General features: G+C 68.2%; 17 protein-coding genes. 11 read left to right on the top strand and 6 right to left on the bottom strand.

The features are described 5' to 3' along the window. From ACWDSI_RS19560 to ACWDSI_RS19570, 3 genes are all read left to right on the top strand, one after another. Positions 1–12,057 (top strand): amino acid adenylation domain-containing protein (locus tag ACWDSI_RS19560; RefSeq protein WP_449757554.1); only part of this gene is annotated, 12,057 nt, incomplete at its 5' end. Between the two features lie 10 nt (positions 12,058–12,067). After that, positions 12,068–12,298, top strand: a complete 231-nt coding sequence (locus ACWDSI_RS19565; protein ID WP_449745460.1) for an MbtH family protein — start codon at positions 12,068–12,070, stop codon at positions 12,296–12,298. Between the two features lie 247 nt (positions 12,299–12,545). After that, complete coding sequence (locus ACWDSI_RS19570) at positions 12,546–12,899, top strand: hypothetical protein (protein ID WP_449745459.1); 354 nt, start codon at positions 12,546–12,548, stop codon at positions 12,897–12,899. A gap of 20 nt (positions 12,900–12,919) precedes the next feature. Here ACWDSI_RS19570 and ACWDSI_RS19575 read toward each other — a convergent pair whose 3' ends face one another. Both ACWDSI_RS19575 and ACWDSI_RS19580 read right to left on the bottom strand, forming a co-directional pair. Next, positions 12,920–13,483, bottom strand: a complete 564-nt coding sequence (locus ACWDSI_RS19575; protein WP_449745458.1) for a DUF4190 domain-containing protein — start codon at positions 13,481–13,483, stop codon at positions 12,920–12,922. A gap of 122 nt (positions 13,484–13,605) precedes the next feature. After that, the gene (locus ACWDSI_RS19580; protein ID WP_449745457.1) at positions 13,606–14,112 is read right to left on the bottom strand and encodes a DUF4878 domain-containing protein; all 507 of its coding nucleotides are present in this window, start codon (positions 14,110–14,112) and stop codon (positions 13,606–13,608) included. 164 nt (positions 14,113–14,276) lie between these two features. On the opposite strand from ACWDSI_RS19580, the gene ACWDSI_RS19585 reads away from it, so the two are divergent. Together ACWDSI_RS19585 and ACWDSI_RS19590 are read left to right on the top strand one after the other, a co-directional pair. After that, positions 14,277–15,377 carry an LLM class flavin-dependent oxidoreductase gene (locus ACWDSI_RS19585; protein WP_449757555.1) on the top strand — a complete coding sequence of 367 codons (1,101 nt, stop codon included), beginning with the start codon at positions 14,277–14,279 and terminating at the stop codon, positions 15,375–15,377. Beyond that, on the top strand, positions 15,374–16,030 hold the full coding sequence (locus ACWDSI_RS19590) for a CE1759 family FMN reductase (protein WP_449757556.1): 657 nt from the start codon (positions 15,374–15,376) through the stop codon (positions 16,028–16,030). Before ACWDSI_RS19585 ends, ACWDSI_RS19590 begins: the two co-directional genes overlap by 4 nt. A 37-nt stretch (positions 16,031–16,067) precedes the next feature. On the opposite strand, the gene ACWDSI_RS19595 is transcribed toward ACWDSI_RS19590, so the two are convergent. Both ACWDSI_RS19595 and ACWDSI_RS19600 read right to left on the bottom strand, forming a co-directional pair. Then, on the bottom strand, positions 16,068–17,081 hold the full coding sequence (locus tag ACWDSI_RS19595) for a pirin family protein (RefSeq protein ID WP_449757557.1): 1,014 nt from the start codon (positions 17,079–17,081) through the stop codon (positions 16,068–16,070). Positions 17,082–17,155: 74 nt separating this feature from the next. Then, positions 17,156–17,911 (bottom strand): acetoacetate decarboxylase family protein, encoded by a 756-nt coding sequence (locus ACWDSI_RS19600; RefSeq protein ID WP_449757558.1) that lies wholly within the window; start codon positions 17,909–17,911, stop codon positions 17,156–17,158. 115 nt (positions 17,912–18,026) lie between these two features. On the opposite strand from ACWDSI_RS19600, the gene ACWDSI_RS19605 reads away from it, so the two are divergent. Both ACWDSI_RS19605 and ACWDSI_RS19610 read left to right on the top strand, forming a co-directional pair. Continuing rightward, positions 18,027–18,704, top strand: coding sequence for a response regulator (locus ACWDSI_RS19605; RefSeq protein WP_449745452.1), 678 nt, complete (start codon positions 18,027–18,029; stop codon positions 18,702–18,704). Positions 18,705–18,882: 178 nt separating this feature from the next. Beyond that, the gene (locus ACWDSI_RS19610) at positions 18,883–19,269 is read left to right on the top strand and encodes a LuxR C-terminal-related transcriptional regulator (protein WP_449745490.1); all 387 of its coding nucleotides are present in this window, start codon (positions 18,883–18,885) and stop codon (positions 19,267–19,269) included. Positions 19,270–19,311: 42 nt separating this feature from the next. Here the strand turns inward: ACWDSI_RS19610 and ACWDSI_RS19615 are convergent, their stop codons facing one another. Continuing rightward, positions 19,312–20,310 (bottom strand): alpha/beta hydrolase, encoded by a 999-nt coding sequence (locus ACWDSI_RS19615; protein WP_449757559.1) that lies wholly within the window; start codon positions 20,308–20,310, stop codon positions 19,312–19,314. A gap of 482 nt (positions 20,311–20,792) precedes the next feature. Between ACWDSI_RS19615 and rplN the strand changes: the two genes are divergently transcribed. The 4 genes from rplN to ACWDSI_RS19635 are packed head-to-tail and all read left to right on the top strand — an operon-like array spanning position 20,793 to position 22,247. Next, positions 20,793–21,161, top strand: coding sequence for a 50S ribosomal protein L14 (gene rplN / locus ACWDSI_RS19620; protein WP_449745450.1), 369 nt, complete (start codon positions 20,793–20,795; stop codon positions 21,159–21,161). Position 21,162: 1 nt separating this feature from the next. Continuing rightward, the gene (gene rplX, locus ACWDSI_RS19625; protein ID WP_449745449.1) at positions 21,163–21,480 is read left to right on the top strand and encodes a 50S ribosomal protein L24; all 318 of its coding nucleotides are present in this window, start codon (positions 21,163–21,165) and stop codon (positions 21,478–21,480) included. Between the two features lies 1 nt (position 21,481). Continuing rightward, positions 21,482–22,060, top strand: coding sequence for a 50S ribosomal protein L5 (gene rplE / locus ACWDSI_RS19630; protein WP_449745448.1), 579 nt, complete (start codon positions 21,482–21,484; stop codon positions 22,058–22,060). 1 nt (position 22,061) lies between these two features. Beyond that, the gene (locus ACWDSI_RS19635) at positions 22,062–22,247 is read left to right on the top strand and encodes a type Z 30S ribosomal protein S14 (RefSeq protein WP_449745447.1); all 186 of its coding nucleotides are present in this window, start codon (positions 22,062–22,064) and stop codon (positions 22,245–22,247) included. Between the two features lie 165 nt (positions 22,248–22,412). On the opposite strand, the gene ACWDSI_RS19640 is transcribed toward ACWDSI_RS19635, so the two are convergent. After that, positions 22,413–23,504, bottom strand: a complete 1,092-nt coding sequence (locus tag ACWDSI_RS19640; protein WP_449757560.1) for an esterase/lipase family protein — start codon at positions 23,502–23,504, stop codon at positions 22,413–22,415. Positions 23,505–23,640 lie beyond the last annotated feature (136 nt).

Consider the following 23,640-nt stretch of genomic DNA (forward strand, 5'->3'; position numbering starts at 1 on the left):
TTTTTCGCGTTGGGTGGTAATTCGTTGTCGGCGATGCGGGTGGCGGCGCGGGTGGCTGATGTGTTCGGGGTGCAGGTGTCGGTGCGTGATCTGTTTGATGCCCCCACCGTCGACGAACTCGCCGAGGCCATCGCCGGACGTGACCCCGTACTGCCACGCGTCGCCGCGGTGGCGCGACCGCAACGGGTGCCGTTGTCGGCGGCCCAGTCACGGATGTGGTTCATCAACCGGTTCGATCCGACCTCGGCCTCCTACAACATCCCCATGGTGCTGCGCCTGACCGGCGACCTCGATCCGGAGACCTTGCGCGCGGCGCTCGGCGATGTCGTCGAACGCCACGAGGTACTGCGCACCATCTACCCGGCCGACGCGCAGGGACCCGCCCAGCAGATCCTCGATCCCGATGACGCCCGCACCACGCTGGACTGGGCGCTCGCGGATCGGCGTGCGCAGCTTGTCGATTCGGTCACCACCGGGTTCGACGTCACCCGTGAACTGCCCGTCCGTGGCCGCATTCTGCGGGTGGGTGAGGGCGAACACGAACTCGCGCTGATCGTGCACCACATTGCCTTCGACGGCGGCTCGATCCCGGTCCTGGTGGGCGATCTGCTCGCCGCCTACCTGCATCGCGTCGATCCGGCAGTCCCGGCACCCTCGCCGCTCGCGGTGCAGTACGCCGATTACGCGCTCTGGCAGCACTCGGTGCTGGGCGCCGTCGACGACCCGTCGAGCCCGATCGGCCGTCAGATGGACTACTGGCGAACACATCTCGCAGGACTGCCGGTGGTGACCGACCTCCCCATGGATCGGCCGCGGCCGGCCGTGCGGAGCAGTGCGGCAGGGGTGGTCGCCGTCCGCATCGACGACTCGCTGGCCACCCGGATCGAGGCGTTCGCCGCTGCGCACGAGATCACCCCGTTCATGGTGTCGCACGCTGCGCTGGCGATCATGGTGTCGCGTCAGGCGGGTACCGGCGACGTGGTGATCGGAACGCCGATCTCCGGACGCACCGACTCGGCGCTCACCGATCTGGTCGGCATGTTCGTCAACACCCTGGTACTGCGAACAGCGGTCGATCCGGCGGCGTCGATCGCCGATTTCGTCCGCGCCGTCCGTGCCACCGACCTCGACGCGTTCGCGCACGCCGACGTGCATTTCGAGGACCTGATCGACGAATTGTCGCCGCAGCGGTCCACGTCGTTCGAACCGCTGGTGCAGATCGCGTTCACGCACGTCGCCGCGGGCACCGACTCGCGAGCCGGCATCGAGGCCGCCGGGCTGGTGGCCGAACCGCTCGATCTCGCCGATCCCACAGCGAAGTTCGACCTGACCGTCGGGGTGTCCGATCGCCGGTCCGACACCCCGATGACCGCCGAATTCATCTATGCCAGAGCACTCTTCGACGAGTCTCGGGTGCGCGCATTCGCCGAGTCGTGGCGGGCCGTGCTGACCGCGATGGTCACCGACCCGCACCTCGCCGTCGGCGACATCGACTTCGCCGGCGACGTCGGTGCGGGGGCCGAACTCGCTGTGCACAGCCGCAATTCGCTCGGCGGCACGCAACCCGCCGCCGACGGCGGGTACAGCGCGCCGCGGACGCTGGTCGAGATCCTCGCCGCAACAACCACCGATCCGGCGCACCCGGCGCTCGTCTGCGGCGACCGGCTGATGACGTATGCCGAGTTCGAACAGGCCGTCAACCGGTTGGCCCGTAGGCTCATCGACCGGGGGGTGGGCCCCGGCGACGTGGTCGCGGTCGGTTTGAACCGGTCGATCTCCTCGGTGGTCGCCGCGTTCGGAGTGTTCGCCACCGGTGCCACCTACGTGCCGATCGCGCCGTCGTATCCGCCCGAGCGAATCGCGTTCATGCTCGCCGATTGTGCTGCCCGACTGGGCATCACCGAGCCCGACACGATCGCGCACCTCGGCGCATCCGAGTGCGAATGGCTCGATGTGGCCGCGTTGACGGCCCCGGGGATCTCCGGTGATCCGATCCCGGCGACGGAACGTCGCGGGGTGGTGCGGCTCGATGACCTCGCCTATCTCATCTACACGTCCGGTTCCACCGGCCGCCCCAAGGCCGTCGGCGTCGCGCAGCGCGGCATCGCCAACCTCGTCGACGCCCTCGCCGAGGTGTCCGGTTCGGCTGTCACGGCGCGCGACGTGCGGGTGCTGCACGTCGCATCACCGAGCTTCGACGCCTCGGTGTTCGAGATGCTGTGGGGCATCGGCCTCGGCCACACCCTGGTGATCGCGACCTCCGACGAGTACGCGTCCGACGCGCTCGGCGCGGTGATCGAGAAGGACGCGGTGACCGACGCGATCATCACACCCACGGTGCTCGGGACGGTCGACACCCGCTTCGGTGCGAGTCTGCACAATTTGGCGACCGCGGGGGAGGCCTGCCCGCCGGACCTCGTCGACCGGTGGACCACGGCACACCCGGACCTACGGATGCTCAACCTGTACGGCCCGTCGGAGACCACGGTGTGGGCCACCGCAGCGGTGTCGCACGGCGGCCGGCCGGTGACCATCGGACGACCGATCCGCGGGTTCGGTGCCCACGTCCTCGACTCCCGTCTGCATCCGGTGCCCCAGGGGGCGATCGGTGAGCTCTACCTCGCGGCCACCGACTCGCTGGCCCGCGGCTATCTCGGACGCCCCGGGCTCACGGCCACGTCGTTCGTGGCCGACCCGTTCTCCACCACGCCCGGTGCGCGCATGTACGCCACCGGCGACCTGGTGCGGATCACCACCGCCGGTGAGCTCGACTACGTCGGACGCATCGACACCCAGGTGAAGCTGCGCGGACTGCGCATCGAACTCGGCGAGATCGAAGCCGTACTGGCTGCGCACCCCGACGTCGACTCGGCGGTGGTGATCGGCGTGGGTGGTTCGACGGCCACCGCGCTGGCCGCGTACGTGGTGGCCGACGATCGGGTGGACCTCGGCGAGCTTCGCCGCTTCGCCGCCGAACGCCTTCCGGCACACATGATCCCGGCCTCCCTGCAGGTCATCGACGAGATGCCCCTCACCCCCGGTGGCAAGCTCGATCTGCGTGCGCTGCCCGAACCCGTCCTCGAGGAGGACGACGACACCACCTTCGCGGCCCCCGCGAGCGGGGACGAGGAGCTTGTCGCCGCCGCCTTCGCCGAGGTGCTCGGCAGCGGACCGGTCAGCGTCACGACCAGCTTCTTCGACCTCGGCGGCAACTCGCTGTCGGCCACCCGGGTGGCCGCTCGGGTCGCCGACGTGCTCGGCACCGACATCGGTGTGCGCGACGTCTTCGAGCGCCCGACGGTCCGTGCACTTGCGGCCATCGGGCGGCGTGGGACGCCGGGGATCGCCGCGATCCGTCCCGCCGACCCTCGACCCGACCGCATTCCGCTGTCGTTCGCGCAGTCGCGGATGTGGGTCATCAACCAGCTCGATCCGGCCTCATCCACCTACAACGTGCCGGTGCTGCTGCGGCTGACCGGTGACCTCGACGTCGCCGCGCTGCGGGAGGCCGTGGCCGATGTGGTGGTGCGCCACGAGGTGTTGCGGACCCGCTATCCGGCCGTCGACGGCACCCCGGTGCAGGAGATCGCCACTGCCGATGCCGTCCATGAAGAACTCGATTGGGGCGAACTCGACTGGGCCGTCATCGATTCGGAGGACGACCTCGCTGCGGCGCTCACCCAGGGATTCGACGTCACCGCCCGCCCGCCGGTCCGCGCCCGGCTGTGGCGCGGCGGCGAGCACGACGTCGTCTTCGCCCTCGTCGTCCACCACATCGCCGCCGACGGCGAATCCATGGGACCGCTGGTCACCGACATGATCGCCGCCTACGCCGCGCGCGCAGCCGGCACCTCCCCGCAGTTCGCGCCGTTGCCGGTGCAGTTCGCCGACGTCGCGTTGTGGCAGCACGCCGAGCTCGGCCGCCCCGATGATCCCGATTCGGTGGTGGCGCAACAGCTCTCGTACTGGTCGGCGCAGCTGTCGGGCGTGCCGGACGTGCTGGAACTGCCCACCGACCGCCCGCGCCCTGTGGTGGCGTCCGAGCGTGGTGCGCAGGTGCCCTTCCAGATTCCGGCGCCGGTGGCGGACCGTGTGTCGCACGTGGCGGCAGAACTCGGCGCCACCCCGTTCATGGTGGTGCATGCCGCGCTCGCGGTGGTGCTGGCCCGGCTGTCGGGCACCACCGACATCACCGTGGGAACCCCGATCGCCGGCCGCGGGCGGCGCGAGCTCGATCCGCTGGTGGGTATGTTCGTCAACACCCTGGTGCTGCGCAGCCAGGTGAATCCGGGAACGTCGTTCGCCGATCTGCTCGACGCCGTGCGGGTCACCGACCTCGACGCGTTCGCGCACGCCGACGTGCCGTTCGAGGCGGTCATCGATCACCTGGATCCGGTGCGGTCGGAGGCATTCTCGCCACTGACCCAAGTGTTGTTGACATTCCACCAGGGGATGCTGCCGGAGTTCGCGGCCGGAACCGACACCACCACCGTTGCCGGGTTGCGGGTCGCGCCGATCGCCCCGCAGCAGACCCCGGCCAAGGTCGACCTCGCGTTCGGGATCGCCACCGGCGCGCAGGGCGAGCCGTGGACCGCCCAGATCGTCTACGCCACAGACCTGTTCGACGAGTCGACCGTCGCCGGTATGGCCGACCGCCTGCTCAAGGTTCTTGACGCGTGCGGTGCGGATCCGGCGGTGACGGTGGGCGACATCGCGCTGCTGTCCGAGCGGGAGACCGCGGCGCTGGCCGCGCTGCCCGCACCTGTGGTCGACACTGCGCGCAGTGACCGCAGTCTGGTGGACCTGTTCGCGGCGACGGTCCGCGCACACCGGGAACGGATCGCGGTGACCGCAGGCGCTGCGTCGCTGGGCTACGGCGACCTCGACGCCCGTTCGGATGCGGTGGCCAGCGCGTTGATCGGCCGCGGTGTGGTCCCCGGGGACCTCGTCGGGATCGCCACCGCGCGCACCGTCGACCTCGCGGCCGCCATCCTGGGTGTGCTCAAAACGGGTGCCGGCTACCTGCCCCTGGACACCACCAATCCGCTGCAGCGCCTGGCATTCATCGTGTCCGACGCGTCGGTCGACCTGATCATCACCGATGCGGCCACCGCGGGACACGACCTCTTCACCGCACTGCCCGATGGCGTCACCGCCACCGCCGTCGACGACCTGGCCGCCGAGGGCGCCGGATCGGCGCCGCCGACGGTCGCGATCCGGCCCGACTCCGGCGCCTACGTCATCTACACCTCCGGCTCCACCGGAAGGCCCAAGGGCGTGCGGGTCACTCACCGTGACGTGGTCACGCTGATCGACACCGCGGCAGACGATTTCGAGTTCACACCCACCGATGTGTGGACGATGTTCCACTCGTACGCGTTCGACTTCTCGGTCTGGGAGCTGTGGGGGCCGTTCGCGTCGGGTGCGCGGCTGGTGATCGTCGACCGCGACGTCGCCCGCGACCCGGATGCCTTCGTCGGGCTCCTGGAGCGCGAACAGGTGACGGTACTCAGCCAGACGCCGTCGGCGTTCTATCAGCTCATCGACGCACGTCGTCGTGTCGGCGCCGACCTCGCGTTGCGCTACATCGTGTTCGGCGGTGAGGCCCTCGCCTTCGATCAGGTGAGCCGGTGGTTCGCCGAGAACCCCTCCGACACCACGCAACTGGTCAACATGTACGGCATCACCGAGACCACCGTGCACGTGAGTTTCCGCCCGATCGACCGCACATCGGTCACCGGCGCCGATGCATCCCTGATCGGGCGGCCATTGCGGTCGTTGGGCATCCACATCCTCGATACGCGCCTGCATCCCGTCCCGCCCGGCGTCGTCGGCGAAATCTACGTCACCGGTGGACAACTGGCCCAGGGCTACCTCGGTCGGCCCGAACTCACCACCACCCGGTTCGTTGCCAACCCGTTCGACGGCGGCGGCACCCGCATGTACCGGACCGGTGATCTGGCGCGTCGGGTCGGCGACGACATCGAGTACCTGGGGCGTGGGGACGCGCAGGTGCAACTGCATGGCTTCCGCATCGAATACGGCGAGGTCGAGGCGGCGCTGGCCGCCGCACCGCACGTCAACGCGGCCGCCGCATCGGTGATCGACATCCCCGGTCGCGGCGAGCAACTCGTCGGCTACGTGGCCGCCGACCGGCCCGATGCAGTCGACGTCGACGCGATCCGCGACACCGTCGCGCGGGCGGTGCCGTCGTACATGGTGCCGGGTGTGATCGTGCCGATCGACCGGCTGCCGCTGACCGCCAACGGCAAACTCGATCGCGCGGCGCTGCCGCAGCCCACGTTCGACGCCGTCGACGGCGACGACGCGGTGCCGGCGTCACCCGCCGAGGCCACCCTGGCCCGACTGGTGGCCGGCGTGCTCGGGCTCGAGCGGGTCGCGATGACCGACTCGTTCTTCGCTCTCGGCGGCGACTCGATCCTGGCGATCACCCTGTCGTCGTCGGCGCGCGCCGCCGGGCTGCCGATCTCGCCGCGCGACATCTTCGAGCACAAGTCGGTGCGCGGGCTGGCGGCGGCGGCCGCGGGCGGTCACGACCGGCTGCCGATGCTGCCCGAACCCGAGGGTGGTGCCCGCGGCGGTCTCCCGCTCTCGCCGGTGGCCGCGTGGATGATCGAACTCTCCGACACGCCGGCCGATTTCGCGGACTTCTCCCAGGCGATGACGCTCATCGCACCCGAGGGTTTCGACACCGCGGCGCTGCGCGGCATCCTCGACCCGGTGGTGGCCGCGCACCCGATGCTCTCGGCGCGCCTGGCGCTGGTCGACGGCGCCTGGATCGCGGACGCCGGCACCGGCGCCCGGGCGGCGGTCACCGATCGATCCGTCGACGCCATGGTCGGCGACCCGGCGTTCACCGACGCCGTGCGCGACGCACACGCCGACGCGCTGGGCCGGCTGTCGCCGGCCGACGGTGTACTGGTGTCGGCGGTGTACGTCGCGGGCATCGACGGCGCGCGGGTGGTGCTCGCCGTCCATCACCTCGGCGTGGACGCGGTGTCATGGCCGATCATCATCGAGGATCTGATCACCGCGTGGGCGGCGATGAGCACGGGAACCGTTGCGGCCCTGCGTCCCGAGGTCACCTCGGCACGGGCGTGGCAGACGGCGCTCACCGATCGCACGCCCGCCCGCGCCGACGAGGTGGCGCACTGGCTGGCGCGCGTCGACCGGTCTCCGACCGACCTGGGCGTCACCTTCGACCGTGACCGTGACCGCTTCGCCACCCTGTCCACGGTGACCGTGCGCGTGCCCGCGCAGACCACCGAGGCGCTGCTCACCACGGTTCCCGAGGCGTTCGGCGGACACGTCAACGACGCGCTGCTGGGTGCACTGGCACGCGCCGTGCGTTCGTGGCAGCAGGCGCGCGGCATCGTCGACGACGCCCCGATGTCGGTGCTCGTCGAGGGCCACGGACGCCATGAGGACACCCTCGCCGCCGGCGACGCCCCGTACTCGGCGGACCTGTCGCGCACGGTGGGCTGGTTCACCTCCATCACCCCGGCGCTGGTGGATCCGGGAGCCGACATCGTGCACGCGGTCAAGTCCGCCAAGGAAGAGCGGGTGGGTCAACCCGACCACGGCCTGGGCTACGGCCTGCTGCGACAGTACGACCAGCGCATCGCCGAATGCCCGCTTCCCGCAATCGGATTCAACTATCTGGGCGCCGGGACCCGGGGTGGCGACAACGGCCCGGCACTGCCGCTGGCCGCCGACCCGGCTGCGCCGATGCTCCCGGCGTCGGTGTCGGGACGGATGGTGGCGATGAGCACGCTGACCGTCAACGTGGGAACCGCGACCACACCCGGTGGTCGTGAGCTCTCCGCCGATCTGCTCTTCCCGGCCGGCGCGTTCACCGTCGCCGACATCGATGACCTGGGCGCGCGGTGGTCGGCCGAACTGGCGGCCGTCGCGTCCGCGGCGAGCCGTCCCGGCGGTCCGGGCCTCTCGCCCTCCGACGTCCCCGGTGCGGCGATCGGTCAGGACGATCTCGACACTCTCGCCGCGCGGTTCCCCGGCGCCGACATCTGGCCGATGACGCCACTGCAAAGTGGCCTCTACGTGCAGTCGGAACTGGCGGCCGACGCCGTCGATGTCTACGTGGTGCAGGCGGTGCTCCACCTCGGCGGGACGATCGACGCCGATCGTCTGCACCGGGCCGCCGAATCGCTGTTCGGCCATCATCGCGCGCTCCGGTCGGCGTTCGTGCGCTGTCCGGGGGGTGCCGTGGTCACCGTGGTCCCCGAGACGGTCGAGGTGCCCTGGGAGGTCGTCGACGTCGCATCCGATGCCGACGCCGAGGCCGTGGTGGCCGAGATCGCCGACTCGCAGCGGCGCCGCGGTTTCCACCTCGAGTCCGCGCCGCTGATGCGATTCGTGCTCGTCCGCCACGGTGATCCGGCGTCGGGGGGCACCGCTCACCTGATCGTCACCAATCACCACATCCTCATCGACGGATGGTCGGGCCCGTTGGTTCTCGCCGATCTCCTCGCGCTCTACGCGACCGGATCGACATACACCGGCACTGTCGGGACAGCCGGTGCCGGAAGCGATTTCGGCGACCATGCACGACGGATCGCGGCCGCTGATCCCGACGCCGCGCGCGCCGCCTGGCGCGAGGTCCTCGCGCCGGTGCAGGGGCCGACGCTTGTCTCACCGGGAACCTCGGCAGTGGCCGAGGTGCTGCCCCGCGATCAGCGGACGGTGCTCGACACCGAGACGGTGAGCGGTATCGAACGCCTCGCGCGAGCCGAGGGCGCGACGGTGGCCACGGTGCTGCAACTGGCCTGGGCGGTGCTGCTGTCACGGCTGACCGGTAGCCAGGTGGTCACCTTCGGCGAGACCACATCGGGCCGCCCGGCCGACCTGCCGGGTGCGGAGTCGATGGTCGGTCTGTTCATCAACACGGTTCCCGCAGTGGTCGACGTGGATCCCGACGCCTCCGTGTCACAGGTGCTGGCCCGGTTGCAGGCGGCGAAGGTGGCGGTGCTCGACCATCAGCACGTCGGGTTGACCGAACTGATCGCGCTGGCAGGTGTCGGGCAACTGTTCGACACGCTGACGGTGCACGAGTCCTATCCGGTGGACAGCGACTCGCTGGCGGCCGCGGACACCGGCCAGAACGGCGGGTTGCAGATCCTCGATTTCGACGGCACCGATGCCACGCACTATCCGCTCAACATGGCCACCGCGCCGCTGCCGGGCGGCCGGATCTCGTTGACACTCAAGTATCTTCCCGCCGCATTCGACGACGGCCAGGTCGAGGTGTTCGGCCGTGCCCTCGTCGAGATCCTGCGGGAAATGGCCGCCGATCCGACCCGGCTCACCGTCGACATCGGCCTGGTCGATGCGGCGCATTCGGCCGAGCTGACCCCCGTCGACGGTGGGCCCGGAACACCGCCGCGGCTACTCGCCGAGATCTTCGCCGACGCCGCGACCGCCCACGGTGAGCGCGTCGCGGTGAGCGACGCGTCGGGCGCGACGCTGACCTACGCGCAACTCGACGCCGACTCCAACCGACTGGCGCGCTGGCTGATCTCGCGAGGCGTCGGCACCGAAACACTTGTCGCCCTGGCGATCGGCCGCTCGGCGGATCTGCTCACCGCCATCTGGGCCGTCGCCAAGGCGGGTGCGGGTTATGTGCCGATCGACCCCGACTACCCGGCCGAGCGGGTGGCGTCCATGGTCGAGGACTCCGGCGCGGTGCTGGGTCTGACCCATTCGCGCACCATGCCCGTACAGCCCGGACTGGAGTGGGTCGATCTCGACGATCCGGCGGTGACGGCCGAGGTGTCGGCGTACCCGCAGGAGCCGGTGACATCCGAGCACCTGCGTGCCCCGGTGCGCACCGACAACGTCGCCTACGTGATCTACACGTCCGGATCGACCGGAAGACCCAAGGGCGTGAGCGTCACGCACGCCGGACTGGCCAACTACGCCGACGTGGAGTCGTCGACCTTCCCCGCGGTTCCGCGGCCGGTGGTGCTCGGTTTCGCCTCACCCAGCTTCGACGCGTCGGTGCTGGAATACCTGCTCGCGACGGCGTTCGGCGGTGAGATCGCCTACCGTCCGGCCGATGCGGTCGGCGGCGGCCGGCTCGAGCAGTTCATGCGGGATCGACGGGTCACCCACACATTCCTGACCCCGACGGTGCTGTCGACGCTGGACCCCTCGGCGCTGCCGGATCTGACGGGCGTCGCGGTGGGCGGTGAGGCGGTGCCGCCGACGGTCGTCGATGCGTGGTCGCCGCGGGTGAGCCTGCACAACATCTACGGCCCCACCGAGACCACGATCAGTGTCACCTTCGACCGTCCGTCGCGACCGGGAGACCGCGTGGTGATGGGCGGACCCATCCGGGGCGCGGGAATCGAGGTCCTCGACGCGCGGCTGCATCCCGTCCCCGAGGGCGTGCCGGGCGAGCTCTACATCACCGGACTCCCGCTCTCCCGCGGATACCTGGCACGGCCGGGGCTGACCGCCGAACGCTTCGTGGCGCACCCCGACGGCGCACCGGGCGAGCGCATGTACCGCACCGGTGACGTGGTGCGCTGGCAGCGCAACCGCGACGGCGCACTCGTCCTCGAATACGCCGGACGCAGCGACGATCAGGTGAAGCTGCGCGGCTTGCGGATCGAACTCGGCGAGATCGAGACGGCCCTTGCCGCCCATCCCGCGGTGGAGTCGGCGGTGGTCATCGGGATCGGTGGCGCCGTCGCGACCGCCCTGGCCGGGTACGTGGTTCCCGACGCCTCGGCGGGCCACGTGGACGTCGCCGAGCTGCGCCGGTTCCTTGGGCAGCGGCTGCCGGCGCACATGGTCCCGGCGAGCATCACCGTGCTCGACGCACTGCCGCTCACCCCGGTCGGCAAACTCGACAAGCGGGCCCTTCCCGAACCGCAGCTGGCCGCCGGCACGCACGTGGAGCCCGACGGCCCTGTCGAGGCCTCCGTGGCCGCGGTGTTCGGTGAGGTCCTCGGCCTCGACCGGGTGGGCGCCACCGACAGCTTCTTCGATCTCGGCGGCGACTCGTTGTCGGCGACACGGGCACTCGGTGCGCTGCGCGAACAGCACGGCGAGCACCTCGAGCTCGGGTGGCTGTTCAACGAACCCACCCCGCGCGGGCTCGCCGCCCGCATCGAGGGCGCGGCGTCGGGGCCCGGTGAGGTGCTCATCGCGCTCAACGCGCGCGGCACGCGGCCCCCGTTGTTCTGTGTTCACCCCGCCGGCGGGCTGGCCTGGTTCTACGGCGGATTCGTGCCCTACCTCGACGACCGGCCCGTGTACGGGCTGCAGGACCCGCACGCGGTGTCCGGCGAACCGTCGGCCACATCGGTCGAGGAGATGGCGCAGCGCTACCTCGCCGAGATCCGCCGCGTGCAACCGCACGGCCCGTATCACCTCCTCGGGTGGTCTCTCGGCGGATACATCGCCTACGCCGTCGCCACCCGACTGCGCGCCGACGGCGAGGACGTTGCCTTCCTCGCGGTGATGGATTCCTCGCCGGTGCCTCCCGGCAACCCGGAACAGGGCGCAACGCCGGAGCAGGAAGAGGTAGCCCGGGTGCGGCCCGGCGGTGAACTCGTCGCCGACTTCCTCGGCGGGTGGCGGGATCTGTTCGATCTGGGCGACGATGTGCACGCGAACTCCGCCGACGAGGTGGCCGCGATCGTTCGGGACCGGATCGCTTCGATGGGACTCCTGCGTGACGACCAGGTGCAATGGGTGATGGACAGTTTCGCCGGCGGTGAGGAACTGGTGGAGCGGTTCCGCCCCGATCCGTTCGACGGCTCGCTGCTCGTGTTCACCGCCACCCGTGACAAGGAGGACCCATCGGCGGTCGCGCGGGCATGGGAACCGCACGTGGGCGGGGGCGTGGTCAACGTCGACGTCGACGCCGACCATCTCGGTATGGCCAATGCCGAGGCACTCGCTGTGATCGGACCGGTTCTGGCGCACCGACTGTCAGCAACCACGATCGCGACGGCCACTATGACGTCGTCCATGGGCACCACCATGGACGTCAAGGACGAGAGATAAGGAAACGAGAATGACCAACCCCTTTGATGACGAGAACGGCCGCTTCTTCGTGCTGGTGAACGACGAGAATCAGCACTCGCTGTGGCCCACCTTCGCCGACATCCCCGACGGGTGGACGAAGGTGTTCGGGGAGGACAGCCGAGCGGCGTGCCTCGAGTACGTCGAACAGAACTGGACCGATCTGCGGCCGAAGAGTCTCATCGAGGCGATGGAGGCCGACCGGGCCGGTGACGCCTCCTGATCGGAGGAGGTGTGTGCGAGGGTGTCGCTCGGTTGCCGGCTGGTCGCCGTCCTGTGACACCCGAGTAACGCTTTAACACCAGTAACTTCAGCAACATTGGCCACTTCTGAACTCGTCCGTACCATTGGCTTTACAAAGAACACGAATTCATGTGGCTTTGATCACATGTGCTGATGCTTCGTCGGCCGAACTAACCACGCGGGCGCATCCTGAGTGGAAGTGCTGAGGCCGACGATCGGGAGACGATATGGCTGAGGTTGCAGACGTCGACACGTGGGGTGGGCGGACTCTGATGATGGCGGAATTGCGCAATGACGTGATGCGGCGTGCGGAGGCGACGCCGTGGATGACTGCTGTGCGCCTGGGGGACCAGGCGGCGACCTACGGTCAACTCGCCGAGAGTCTGGTGTCGTACGAGAGCGTGATGGACCGTCACGGCATGGCGCCGGAAGCCGCGATCTACGCCGCGCTGATCCAGCGGCTGCCCGCATTGGCCGAGATCAGCGATCCGGCGAAGCAGGGGCAAATGGTCGACCAGGTGCTCGCGTGGCTGGGCCGGAACCTACCGTCCAGTGGCGGCACACTGCGTGTGGCGGGCTGACGCACCACACGCTTGACGGCCTACGCGCCGAGGACCAGCAACACCACCATCAGGATCGGCAATCCGATCATCATGCTCATCGTGCCCAGCACGATGGCCACCACCGCCCGGCCGTTCCCGTGGTAGCGCACCGGATCGCGACGGGCTTGCCGTATCCCCACGGCGCCGAGCGCGATCGACAGTAGCCCGAGTACTCCGCCGACACCGGCCATCAGGATCAGCGGCACCGACGTGAGCGCCAGAATGAGTGCGACTGCGCTCGCCGGAGCCGTCCGGCGTGGCGGTAGCACCGAAACGGTGCGCGACACCACTCGTGTCGGCGCGGGCGGCGTGTAGGCGATCGGGGCGTCGAGATCCCAGTAGTCGCCCACTTCGGGAAGTGGGGCATCCTCGCGGGCGCGGGCCGCCCAGGGCGCGGGCGCTGCTGCGGAAACGGCCGCCGGTGCCGCAACCGAGGGTGCGGGTGGCGTCACTGCGGACTCATCCGCGACCGGAAACGGGTCGAGGGTGTTCGAGGCGGGCCAGCGCACGTGGCGATCGGTCACCGGTGCAGCGATGGGGTGCGTCGGGTGATCGGTTCGCATCGGGGCCTCCTCAACCTCAGAACTCATGTTACCGGCGGGTTGTGGACACGACCGAGGTGAACACGAACGCGCCGCACCGGAATGTCTTCCGGTGCGGCGCGTGGTGTGTCGATAAGGCAGGCTCAGCCGCCGTGCTGACCCATCATCGAGGAGAGCTGGGTGACTGCATCGCCGGAGAGCTTCCACGTGTCGTCGACCTTCACGTAACCCAGAGTGATGTCCACCGGCTGCGGCGTGTGCGGGCTCTTGACCTCCACGGTGGCGTCGGCGGTGTTGTCCCCGGTCTTCTTGACCGACGTCACCGTGTACACATCAGGCGTGTAACCGCCCATCGACGAGCCCTTCGCGTAGGCGATGATGGCCGCCTTGGTGGCGGGATTGGTGGTGTCGACAACGGTCTCGAGGTCGGTGGCCGAGGTGTTCGGGTCCACGGCCTTGCGGAGGATCTCCTGCGCGTCGGAATTGGTGAGACCCGCGACGGCCGCCGCGGCCTCGCTGGCCTTGGATGCGATCGCGGTGGATGCCTTGCTGGTGGCGTCACTGACCGTGTCGCTGTCCGAGCATCCCGCCACGGCGATGACGGTCGCGCCGGCCATCAGGGCCGCAACGACCGATGTGCGAAGCTTCATTGCTACTCCTCCCAAGGGTTTAGTAAGCACACACTAACCCCACGCGGGTCGGGCGGCCCCGGCGGTCGGACAACTTACCGCGGCCGACGGTCGGGAATTAATCGGACTATAGTCCGGTTAGGATGAATGACACTCCGAACCGAACGTCCACCAGGAGGCACGACATGCAATTCGGACTCTTCTCCGTCAGCGACATCACCCCGGACCCCACCACCGGTGTCGCGCAGACCGAGCACGAGCGCATCAAGGCGATGGTGACGATCGCGAAGAAGGCCGAGGACATCGGTCTCGACGTCTTCGCCATCGGCGAGCATCACAACCCGCCGTTCTTCTCGTCGTCACCCACGACGACGCTGGCCTACATCGGCGCGCAGACGTCGACGCTGCAACTGTCCACCGCGACCACGCTGATCACCACCAACGATCCGGTGAAGATCGCCGAGGATTTCGCGATGCTGCAGCATCTCACCGACGGCCGCGTCGATCTCATGCTGGGCCGCGGCAACACCGGGCCGGTCTATCCGTGGTTCGGCAAGGACATCCGGCAGGGCATCCCGCTGGCCATCGAGAACTATCACCTGCTGCACCGGTTGTGGACCGAGGACGTGGTGAACTGGGAGGGCAAGTTCCGCACTCCGCTGACCTCGTTCACCTCCACCCCGCGGCCGCTGGACGACGTGGCACCGTTCGTGTGGCACGGCTCGATCCGCAGCCCGGAGATCGCCGAACAGGCCGCCTACTACGGTGACGGCTTCTTCGCCAACAACATCTTCTGGCCCAAGGAGCATTTCGAGCGCCTGATCTCCTTCTATCGGGAACGCTACGAGCACTACGGCCACGGGCAGGCGCATCAGGCCATCGTCGGGCTCGGCGGTCAGTTCTTCATCCGCAAGAACTCGCAGGACGCCGTCAACGAGTTCCGTCCGTACTTCGACAACGCGCCGGTGTACGGTCACGGGCCGTCGCTGGAGGACTTCACCCGTGAGACCCCGCTGACCGTGGGTAGTCCGCAGGAGTTCATCGACCGCACGCTGTCGTTCCGGGAGTCCTTCGGCGACTATCAGCGGCAGCTCTTCCTCGTCGACCACGCCGGACTGCCGCTGAAGACGGTGCTCGAGCAACTCGACGAACTCGGCGAGGTGCTCCCCGAACTGCGGAAGGGATTCGCGCAGGGACGTCCGGCCGACGTGCCCGACGCACCCACCCACGCGTCGCTGGTCGCCGCCCGTACCGCCGCCGACACCATCGAGGAGGTCAACGCATGAGCAACACCACGCGATTGGTCGCCGTCAACGCCGGCCTGAGCGATCCGTCGTCGACCCGAATGCTGGTCGACCGGCTTGTCGAGGCGGCGACCGGAATGGCAACCTCCCGCGGAGATCGCATCGACGTCGAGGTGATCGATCTGCGCGATCTCGCAGTGGATATCGGACGGTCGCTGGCCGGCGGTTTTCCCAGCGGGACCGTTGCCGACGCGATCCGGCACGTCGAGCGGGCCGACGCGCTGATCGCGGCCACGCCGGTGTTCAACGCCTCCTACGCGGGGCTGTTCAAGTCGTTCTTCGACCTCGTCGACGTCGACGCCATGCGTGACAAGCCGGTGCTGATCGCCGCCACCGGCGGCAGCCCGCGACATTCGATGGTGCTCGACCACGCGCTGCGGCCGTTGTTCGCCTATCTGCGGACCGTGGTGGTCCCGACCGGCGTGTACGCCGCGGCCGAGGACTGGGCCGGCGGCTCCACCGATACCGTGCCTTTGGCCGACCGCATCACGCGTGCGGCCGCCCAGCTCGTCGCGCTGACTCCGCCACGTGCCGGTGCCAGTACGTCCTCTGATCCGGTCTCGTCATCGCGTCCGGCGGACCGGCAAGAAGCCGATGGAATCGCCAACTTCGCCCGGTTGCTCGGCGGGGCCTGATCGCCATACCGGTCAGTATGGCTGCTTCTCGATAAACTCATGCGTGCCCGGGAGTGTTCTCCCGGGCACGCAGTCGTGTTCCGGGCAGGGTGGGGGCGGGCAGATGCTGCACGTCGCCCTCGTAGCCCTGCACCTGACCGAATCTCTCGCTGTGCGCCATCCACTCCCGGCGGAACTCGACGATGTCGTCATGGCTGCGGCCGACGAAGTTCCACCACATGATGATGTTCTCGCCCAGCGGTTCCCCGCCCAAGAGGACCACGCGGGCGATGTCGTCGGAAACGTTGACCAGCACCAGGTTTCGCGCTCCGACGCCGACGTATCCCATCTCGGTACGAGAGATCGCGGTGCCTGCGGAATTACGCACCTCCACCACGCCCTGATCGACCAGGACGCCGTGTTCGTACGTCGGATTCACCGCGATGTCGACCTCGGCGCCCGGCGGCAGCAGTAATTCGGCACCCAGCAGTGGGCTGAAGGTGTGCACCGGCGACACATCGCCGAGCAGTTCACCCAGGAACACCCGGGCCCGCACCGCGCCGACGGTGATCTCCGGTGGGACGTAGTGGACGAAGTCGCGGGCGGTGTCGGCGGCGTCGGCGGGCAGCGCCACCCACAACTGCACTCCGTGCAGCACCGTGGTGTCGGCCGTGGAGACCTCGGTGTGGGCGATGCCGTGGCCCGCGGTCATCAGATTGAGCTCGCCCGGGCGCACCATGGCCACATTGCCCAAGGTGTCGCGGTGCTCGATCTCGCCGGTGAACAGCCAACTCACGGTTTGTAATCCGGTATGCGGATGCGGAGGCACATCCATGCCACCCGTGCGGGAGACGTCGTCGGGACCATAGTGGTCGACGAAACACCATGCCCCGATCAGCGATCGCGACCGCTGCGGCAGGGTGCGGTGCACGGTCATCGCCCGCGGCCCGCCCAGCGGGACGTCGCGGGCGGTCAGGATGTCGACGCGGATCGACCCGTCACGATCGGGATCGGCGTCCTCGGTGACGGTGTGGCACTCGACCTCCGACGGGTGGACCTCGAGGTTGCTCATAGCGCTCACTTTCGGCACATGGAACTCGTGCGGCAAGTCTACGGGCCGCCGGACTGGCGCAGCCCGGACGAGGGTCAGTCCGGTACGACCGTGGCGTCGGCGAAGGTCATCTCCAGATGCGCCACCGACATCGTCATCAGGGCGTGTCGGCTCAGGCGCAGCGAGCGCAGTTCGCCGGCGATCGGATGGTCGCCGAGACGCAGGGTCGCACCCGCGGGTCTGGCGCGTACGCCGGTGAGCGACCCCAGTCGCCACGGGATCGAACGCAGCGTGCCGTCCATGCGCGCGTACGCGGTGAGTTCGGTGCCGGCCGAGGGCACCGGGACGGCAACTCCGCGGCCCAGGCGTAGATCGGCGATCAACTCGCCGTCCTCGGACACCCTCGCATGCTTGTGCGGTCCGTCGTGATCGGCCTCGAACTGGGCCATGAACTTCGGGAAGCCCCAGATTCCGCGACCGGCGGCGCACGTGAACTCGCCGTCGACGGGTAGTCGCTGCACCATCGCATGCGCATCGCCGCGGGCCAGCGACGCCAGTGCGCCGAGCGGGCTCGACCGGTGGGCCGGATCGTCCACGAGAAGGCACACACCGAACTCGTTGTACGGTCCGAGGTCGCCGTCCACGTAGTCGACGAACACCAGCATGCACAGGCCGCGACCCGGGCGGATCTGCAGTGGCCGTAGAACATCCGGATGCTCCGGATCGTTCATGGCCCGCTGCAAGGCGGCGGCGTCGGCGGTGAATGCGGCGGCAAAGCATCGCGCGTCGCGGATCTCGACGGGCATGGCCACGGTGGTGCCCAGGACGTCGTGCGTCGAGCCGGTCGTCACTGTTGCCTCCGGGAATGACGCATGACGCAAAATGTAACACGTTGCAGTTCTGTGCGATCGCTCTCGGTGCGGTGTACTGAATCCCGGAACGATCGGGTGGGAGGCGACCTCGTCGATGAATGGTGACCGAGCCGAAACGGTGCGCGTGGGGATGGTCGACGACCACCGGTCACCCATCTGGGGTATCGAGGCGATCCTCGAACACGAGGCCGACCTCGTGCTCGCCGCGACGGCTCCGACGGTCGACGAGTTGCTCGCGATCACGTCCGATCTCGATGTGGTCCTTCTCGATCTGCGCCTCGCCGACGGAACCACCCCGCGCGAGAACGTGCTGCGCCTGGCCGAACACAACGCGCGCGTCGTCGTCTATACGTCGGGGGAGCATCCGCCTCTGATGAGGTCGGCCGCGCGTGCGGGCGCGTTGGGCATGGTGCTCAAGTCTGCGTCGGAGGCGGAGATCATCGACGCCATCCGGGCCGCCGGGGCCGGCCGGGCGATACCGACCACCGAATGGGCGGCGGCAATCGACGGCGACCCCGACATCGCCGGGGTGGATCTGAGCCCACAGTTACAGAAGGTGCTGGCGCTCTATGCGTCCGGCGAGACGTCGGCCGGCGTGAGCGCGGCGCTGGGAGTGAGCGCCGAGACCGTGAACGAATACCTCAAACGCATCCGGCAGAAGTATGCGGAGGCGGGACGACCCACGCGCACCAAGGTCGATCTCTACAAGCGGGCCATCGAGGACGGTTGGCTGCCGGTGCCCCGGCGTGAGGATGCGCAGCGCGGCCAGTGATCGGCACGAGGGTCGCGCGTGTCACGGTGAGCCTCACCTGCGTCAACGCCGTGAATTAGACAAAACTTGCAACTGCAACCAAGACCCCATTTCTGGGTCTACCGTCCTGAACAGCGACTTCATACCATCTTCTCAGAGTCGGGGATCTCTGTTGTTGTCTGTTGAGTCAGTGAGGACGTTGCTCGTGAGCGTAGTTCCCGGATCTCCCTATCGAGCACCGCTCGGAGGGGGATCGGAGTCCGGCCAGTCGAGGCGGTGGGCCCCCGTGAAGCAAGGCGCGGCGCAGGTCACCCGTATCGCGGATTATCGGCCCGCCGCACCGGCTGCACCGCCGGTGCGCCGACCCGATCTTTCCGATCGCGAGGTGGAGGTGCTGCTCGCGTGGCTCGCCGCCGATTCCAAGGAAGAGGCTGCCGAAGCCCTCTTCATCTCCTCCTCGACGGTGAGTACCCACCTGGCGAGGATTCGGGTGAAGTACACCGCGGTCGGCCGCCCGGCGCCCACCAAGACCCACTTGTTCGTGCGCGCGCTGCAAGACGGACACACCACACTCGACCGCTGGTGAGGTGAAGGATCGGCCGCCCGCCGGCCGATCCCGACCCCGATCTCAGGCGCCGATGTCGCGTGCCAGGAGCGGCCACGTCTGATACAGGTCGTCCTGCCAGTAGCCCCACGAGTGCGTGCCGGTGGACCGCAGGTTGATGTGGGCCGGGATGTGGAGCTGCGCCAGTCGCGTGGCCATCTGGCGGGTGCACTGGTCGATGGCCAGCTCGATGACACCGCCGAGCAGCGCCTGGTTGGCCAGCACCAGCCCGTCGCCGCCGATACTCGGATCGCTCAGTTGCTCGTGCGGTCCGGGTAGTCCGGTGCCCGAGGTCATGTAGATCTTGGTGCCGCGCAGCCGCTCTGCGTTCAGGTAGGGGTCGTTGACACGCCAGCCGGGTCCGTCCAGTGGGCCCCACATGTTCACCATGTTGCCCCCGCCACGGTCCTGCACCACGAAGCGGATGTACTGCTGGCCCAACGGATCACTGGTGCGCGCGCACCCGCTGAACGAGGCGATCGACGTGTAGAGCCCCGGTGCCGCCAGCGCGAGGTTGAACACGGTGGTGCCCGCCATCGAGATGCCGGCGACGGCCTTCTTGCCGGTGGTCGGGAAGTGCGCGTCGAGCAGCGGCGGCAGCTCCTTGGTGAGGAAGGTCTGCCATTTGTTGCGGCCGAGTACCGGATCGTCGCGCTGCCAGTCGGTGTAGTACGAGAACGCGCCACCGATCGGGGTCACGACGTAGACGTTCTTGTCGGCGAAGAACTTCTTGTAATCGGTACGGGCGTCCCAGGTGGCCGAGTCCTCGCCGCCGCCGGCCCCATTCAGCAGGTACAGCGTGGGGGCGCGACGGTGACGGTCCTTGGGGGTCAGCACCGTCACCGGGATGGTGCGGCTCATCGCCGCCGAGTAGACCATCGCGGTGACCTGCTGCGGATCGTCGTCGGTGAGGCTCTCGATGTGGGAGGTGGCGGGTGCGGCGAGCGCGGGACCCGCGGTGCCGGCCAGGCACGCCATCACCGCGGCGAGAGTGGCCACCCACAGCAGTCGAAGTCGGCGCATGGGCCTCCCGTCGTCGGGTCGTCGCAATTGGCTATCGACAACCTACATTGTCAGCGATGTCGACGACGTCGCGGTGACTGCGGGATGTGATCGCGCGCGTTAGCCGTCGGCGCGGTGCGATTCGGTAGACGCGGTGGCTGTACCGTACGCGTCTACCGAATCGGGCCGCGTACGTGGCCGCGGGTCTCCATAACCCCCCGTGCCCGGCCCGGCGGTGAAGTCGAGGTGGACGCGATTTGGCCCCCACCTGCGGTTTCGCCTACACTTGTGGGGTTGCCTGCGGTGCGCTACGCGCCGCGAGTCGGCCCGCGAACCCACTGGAATGGCGCATCGGATCATCGATCGGATGCAAAAGCCCAGGCAGGCGCGTGTTCGGTGGCAACAGACCGTGTGCGTCGGGTCGGAAATCCGGCGCACAGATGCGGTGATCCACCCCGGTGGATTCGCCGTGTCGACGACATCCAGGTCAAGGAGACTAACGAGTGATTCAGCAGGAATCTCGCCTGCGGGTCGCCGACAACACCGGAGCCAAGGAAATCTTGTGCATCCGCGTGCTGGGCGGCTCGTCTCGGCGCTACGCCGGCATTGGTGACGTCATCGTCGCCACTGTCAAGGACGCCATCCCCGGCGGCAACGTCAAGCGGGGAGAGGTCGTCAAGGCGGTCGTCGTGCGCACCACCAAGGAGCGCCGCCGTCCGGACGGAAGCTACATCCGTTTCGACGAGAACGCCGCCGTCATCCTCAAGGGTGAGAGCGACCCCCGCGGTACCCGCATCTTCGGCCCGGTGGGCCGCGAGCTGCGTGAGAAGAAGTTCATGAAGATCGTGTCGCTGGCACCGGAGGTGATCTGACATGAAGGTGCACAAGGGTGACACCGTGATCGTCATCTCGGGCAAGGACAAGGGCGCCAAGGGCAAGGTCATCCAGGCCTTCCCGAAGGAGCAGCGGGTCCTGGTCGAGGGCGTCAACCGCATCAAGAAGCACACCGCCGCCTCGGCCAACGAGCGTGGCGCATCCTCTGGCGGCATCGTGACCCAGGAGGCCCCCATCCACGTCTCGAACGTGATGGTGGTGGACTCCGACGGCAACCCCACCCGCGTCGGCTACCGCGTGGATGAGGAGACCGGTAAGAAGGTCCGGATTTCCCGCAAGAACGGGAAGGACATCTGACATGACCACAACTGAGAAGACCCAGCCCCGGCTGAAGCAGCGCTACCGTGCCGAGATCAAGGACGCGCTCAACACCGAATTCGACTACGCCAACGTGATGCAGATCCCGGGTGTGGTGAAGGTCGTGGTGAACATGGGTGTCGGCGACGCCGCCCGTGACGCCAAGCTCATCAACGGCGCTGTCGCCGACCTCGCCCTGATCACCGGTCAGAAGCCGGAGATCCGTCGGGCCCGCAAGTCCATCGCTCAGTTCAAGCTGCGTGAGGGCATGCCGATCGGTGCGCGCGTCACGCTGCGCGGCGACCGCATGTGGGAGTTCCTCGACCGCCTCGTGTCCATCGCGCTGCCCCGTATCCGCGACTTCCGCGGGCTCTCGGATCGTCAGTTCGACGGTAACGGCAACTACACCTTCGGCCTCAACGAGCAGTCGATGTTCCACGAGATCAACATCGACAAGATCGACCGGCCGCGGGGTATGGACATCACCGTCGTCACCTCGGCGACCACCGACGACGAGGGCCGTGCGTTGCTGCGTCACCTCGGCTTCCCGTTCAAAGACAACTCCGTGAAGGACAACTGAGATGGCAAAGAAGGCTCTGGTCAACAAGGCCAACGCGAAGCCCAAGTTCGCCGTGCGGGCCTACACCCGGTGTAACCGCTGCGGTCGTCCGCGCGCGGTCTACCGCAAGTTCGGTCTGTGCCGTGTGTGCCTGCGCGAAATGGCGCACGCCGGCGAGCTCCCGGGTGTGCAGAAGTCGAGCTGGTGACTTTCCGCCGGTGAGATGAGCTCGACCGCTGGTTGAGCGCCCTACCGCTGGTTGAGTGTCTGACCGCTGGTTGAGCTTGTCGAAACCACCAGCGACACAACAACATACGATTCGGCCCCGCCTACCGTGATGGGAGGCGGGGCCGATTCGTCGTTGGAGGCGATCTCAGCCGAACACCCACGCATTGGGCGCACACACCAGAGGTACGTCGGCGCCCAGGGCACGGAGCACGATCGACGTGGTGCGTGGGGAGTACACCATCGACACGTGATCGGAGGTGTCCTGAGTGCAGCCGTCCTGCAGCGTTACGTTGCGCGTGTTCTTGGTGCCAGCGGGGAAGAAGGTCGAGTAATACGGAGTGGTGACCTCGTCATAACGGGTTGCGACGATCGTGTATTTGATATCCCCGATTGCGTACACGCCGCCGGCGTTCAGGTTCCTGATGAACGGCGAGTCGTAGACCTGCTGGATGCCCGCCACCCCCACGCCCAGCGCGACGGGACCGAGGACGTCGATACCGAGGTTGTTGACGGTGCGCCCGAGCGTTCCTATGCCGTCGAAGGTGGTGCCATTGTTGGTCGCACCCAGGGTGACCACGCGCGCCACCTTGTCGGCGCCCCCATCGAACCGGATGTATTGTCGCAGCGAGATTCCGCCCTGCGAATGGCCGACCATGTCGACCTTGGCGGCTCCGGTGGATCGGCGTACCTTGTCCACGAATTCGGCGATCTGGGTTCCGGATTTCACGATGTCACCCGTGGCGTAGGCGCCCGGCAACATTGCGACGACTCCGCCGCCGGCAGCGGTGGACTGGATTCCGTAATTCAGTGCGTAAACACAAAAGCCGGCGCGTTTGAGCGCGGGTGAGATCATCGCCCAGTTGTTGTAGGCGTTCTCCCAGGTGCCGTGAACAAGGACAATCGGGTTCTTGCCTTGCGTCGGCTTGCACGACCAGTCGTTCGCGCCCGGGGGGCCGACGGTGGGACTGGTGAGCCCGTAAGCGAAGGCGGGCAGGAACGAATCCTGCTCGGGCCCGTTGCCTTTGGGGGTGAACCAGGTGCTCGGCCCGTTCAGCAAGAAGGTCTCGGCGACGACTGGTTTGCGGAGCCCGTCGGAGATGTAGTTGGCGAGTTGCTGCTGCGTGGCCGCGGCTGCCGGGCCCGCGAGCCCGATTCCGATTGTCACGGCTGCCGCGACTGCCGCACAGAATGTGGCGAGACGGTGGATGCGGAAATGTCGGTGTACCGGCGTAGTAATCACTCGGGGCGCTTTCGGCTGAATGCGGCTGACCCTTTGCCGGCTCTTCCGGATTCAGAGTGCATGCAGTCGTTCTGCGAGTTGGCCGGAGTGGATGAGTGACCGCAAGATGTAGTGGTTGAGGTTGCGGAAGCCG

This window comes from Gordonia sp. NPDC003429 (assembly GCF_053588575.1).

What these genes read in the sequence shown, in the direction of transcription:
- ACWDSI_RS19565 (WP_449745460.1), top strand. Translation starts at nt 12,068, where the DNA reads ATGACCAACCCCTTTGATGACGAGAACGGCCGCTTCTTCGTGCTGGTG.
- ACWDSI_RS19570 (WP_449745459.1), top strand. Translation starts at nt 12,546, where the DNA reads ATGGCTGAGGTTGCAGACGTCGACACGTGGGGTGGGCGGACTCTGATG.
- ACWDSI_RS19575 (WP_449745458.1), bottom strand. Translation starts at nt 13,483, where the DNA reads ATGCGAACCGATCACCCGACGCACCCCATCGCTGCACCGGTGACCGAT.
- ACWDSI_RS19580 (WP_449745457.1), bottom strand. Translation starts at nt 14,112, where the DNA reads ATGAAGCTTCGCACATCGGTCGTTGCGGCCCTGATGGCCGGCGCGACC.
- ACWDSI_RS19585 (WP_449757555.1), top strand. Translation starts at nt 14,277, where the DNA reads ATGCAATTCGGACTCTTCTCCGTCAGCGACATCACCCCGGACCCCACC.
- ACWDSI_RS19590 (WP_449757556.1), top strand. Translation starts at nt 15,374, where the DNA reads ATGAGCAACACCACGCGATTGGTCGCCGTCAACGCCGGCCTGAGCGAT.
- ACWDSI_RS19595 (WP_449757557.1), bottom strand. Translation starts at nt 17,081, where the DNA reads ATGAGCAACCTCGAGGTCCACCCGTCGGAGGTCGAGTGCCACACCGTC.
- ACWDSI_RS19605 (WP_449745452.1), top strand. Translation starts at nt 18,027, where the DNA reads ATGAATGGTGACCGAGCCGAAACGGTGCGCGTGGGGATGGTCGACGAC.
- ACWDSI_RS19615 (WP_449757559.1), bottom strand. Translation starts at nt 20,310, where the DNA reads ATGCGCCGACTTCGACTGCTGTGGGTGGCCACTCTCGCCGCGGTGATG.
- rplX (WP_449745449.1), top strand. Translation starts at nt 21,163, where the DNA reads ATGAAGGTGCACAAGGGTGACACCGTGATCGTCATCTCGGGCAAGGAC.
- rplE (WP_449745448.1), top strand. Translation starts at nt 21,482, where the DNA reads ATGACCACAACTGAGAAGACCCAGCCCCGGCTGAAGCAGCGCTACCGT.
- ACWDSI_RS19635 (WP_449745447.1), top strand. Translation starts at nt 22,062, where the DNA reads ATGGCAAAGAAGGCTCTGGTCAACAAGGCCAACGCGAAGCCCAAGTTC.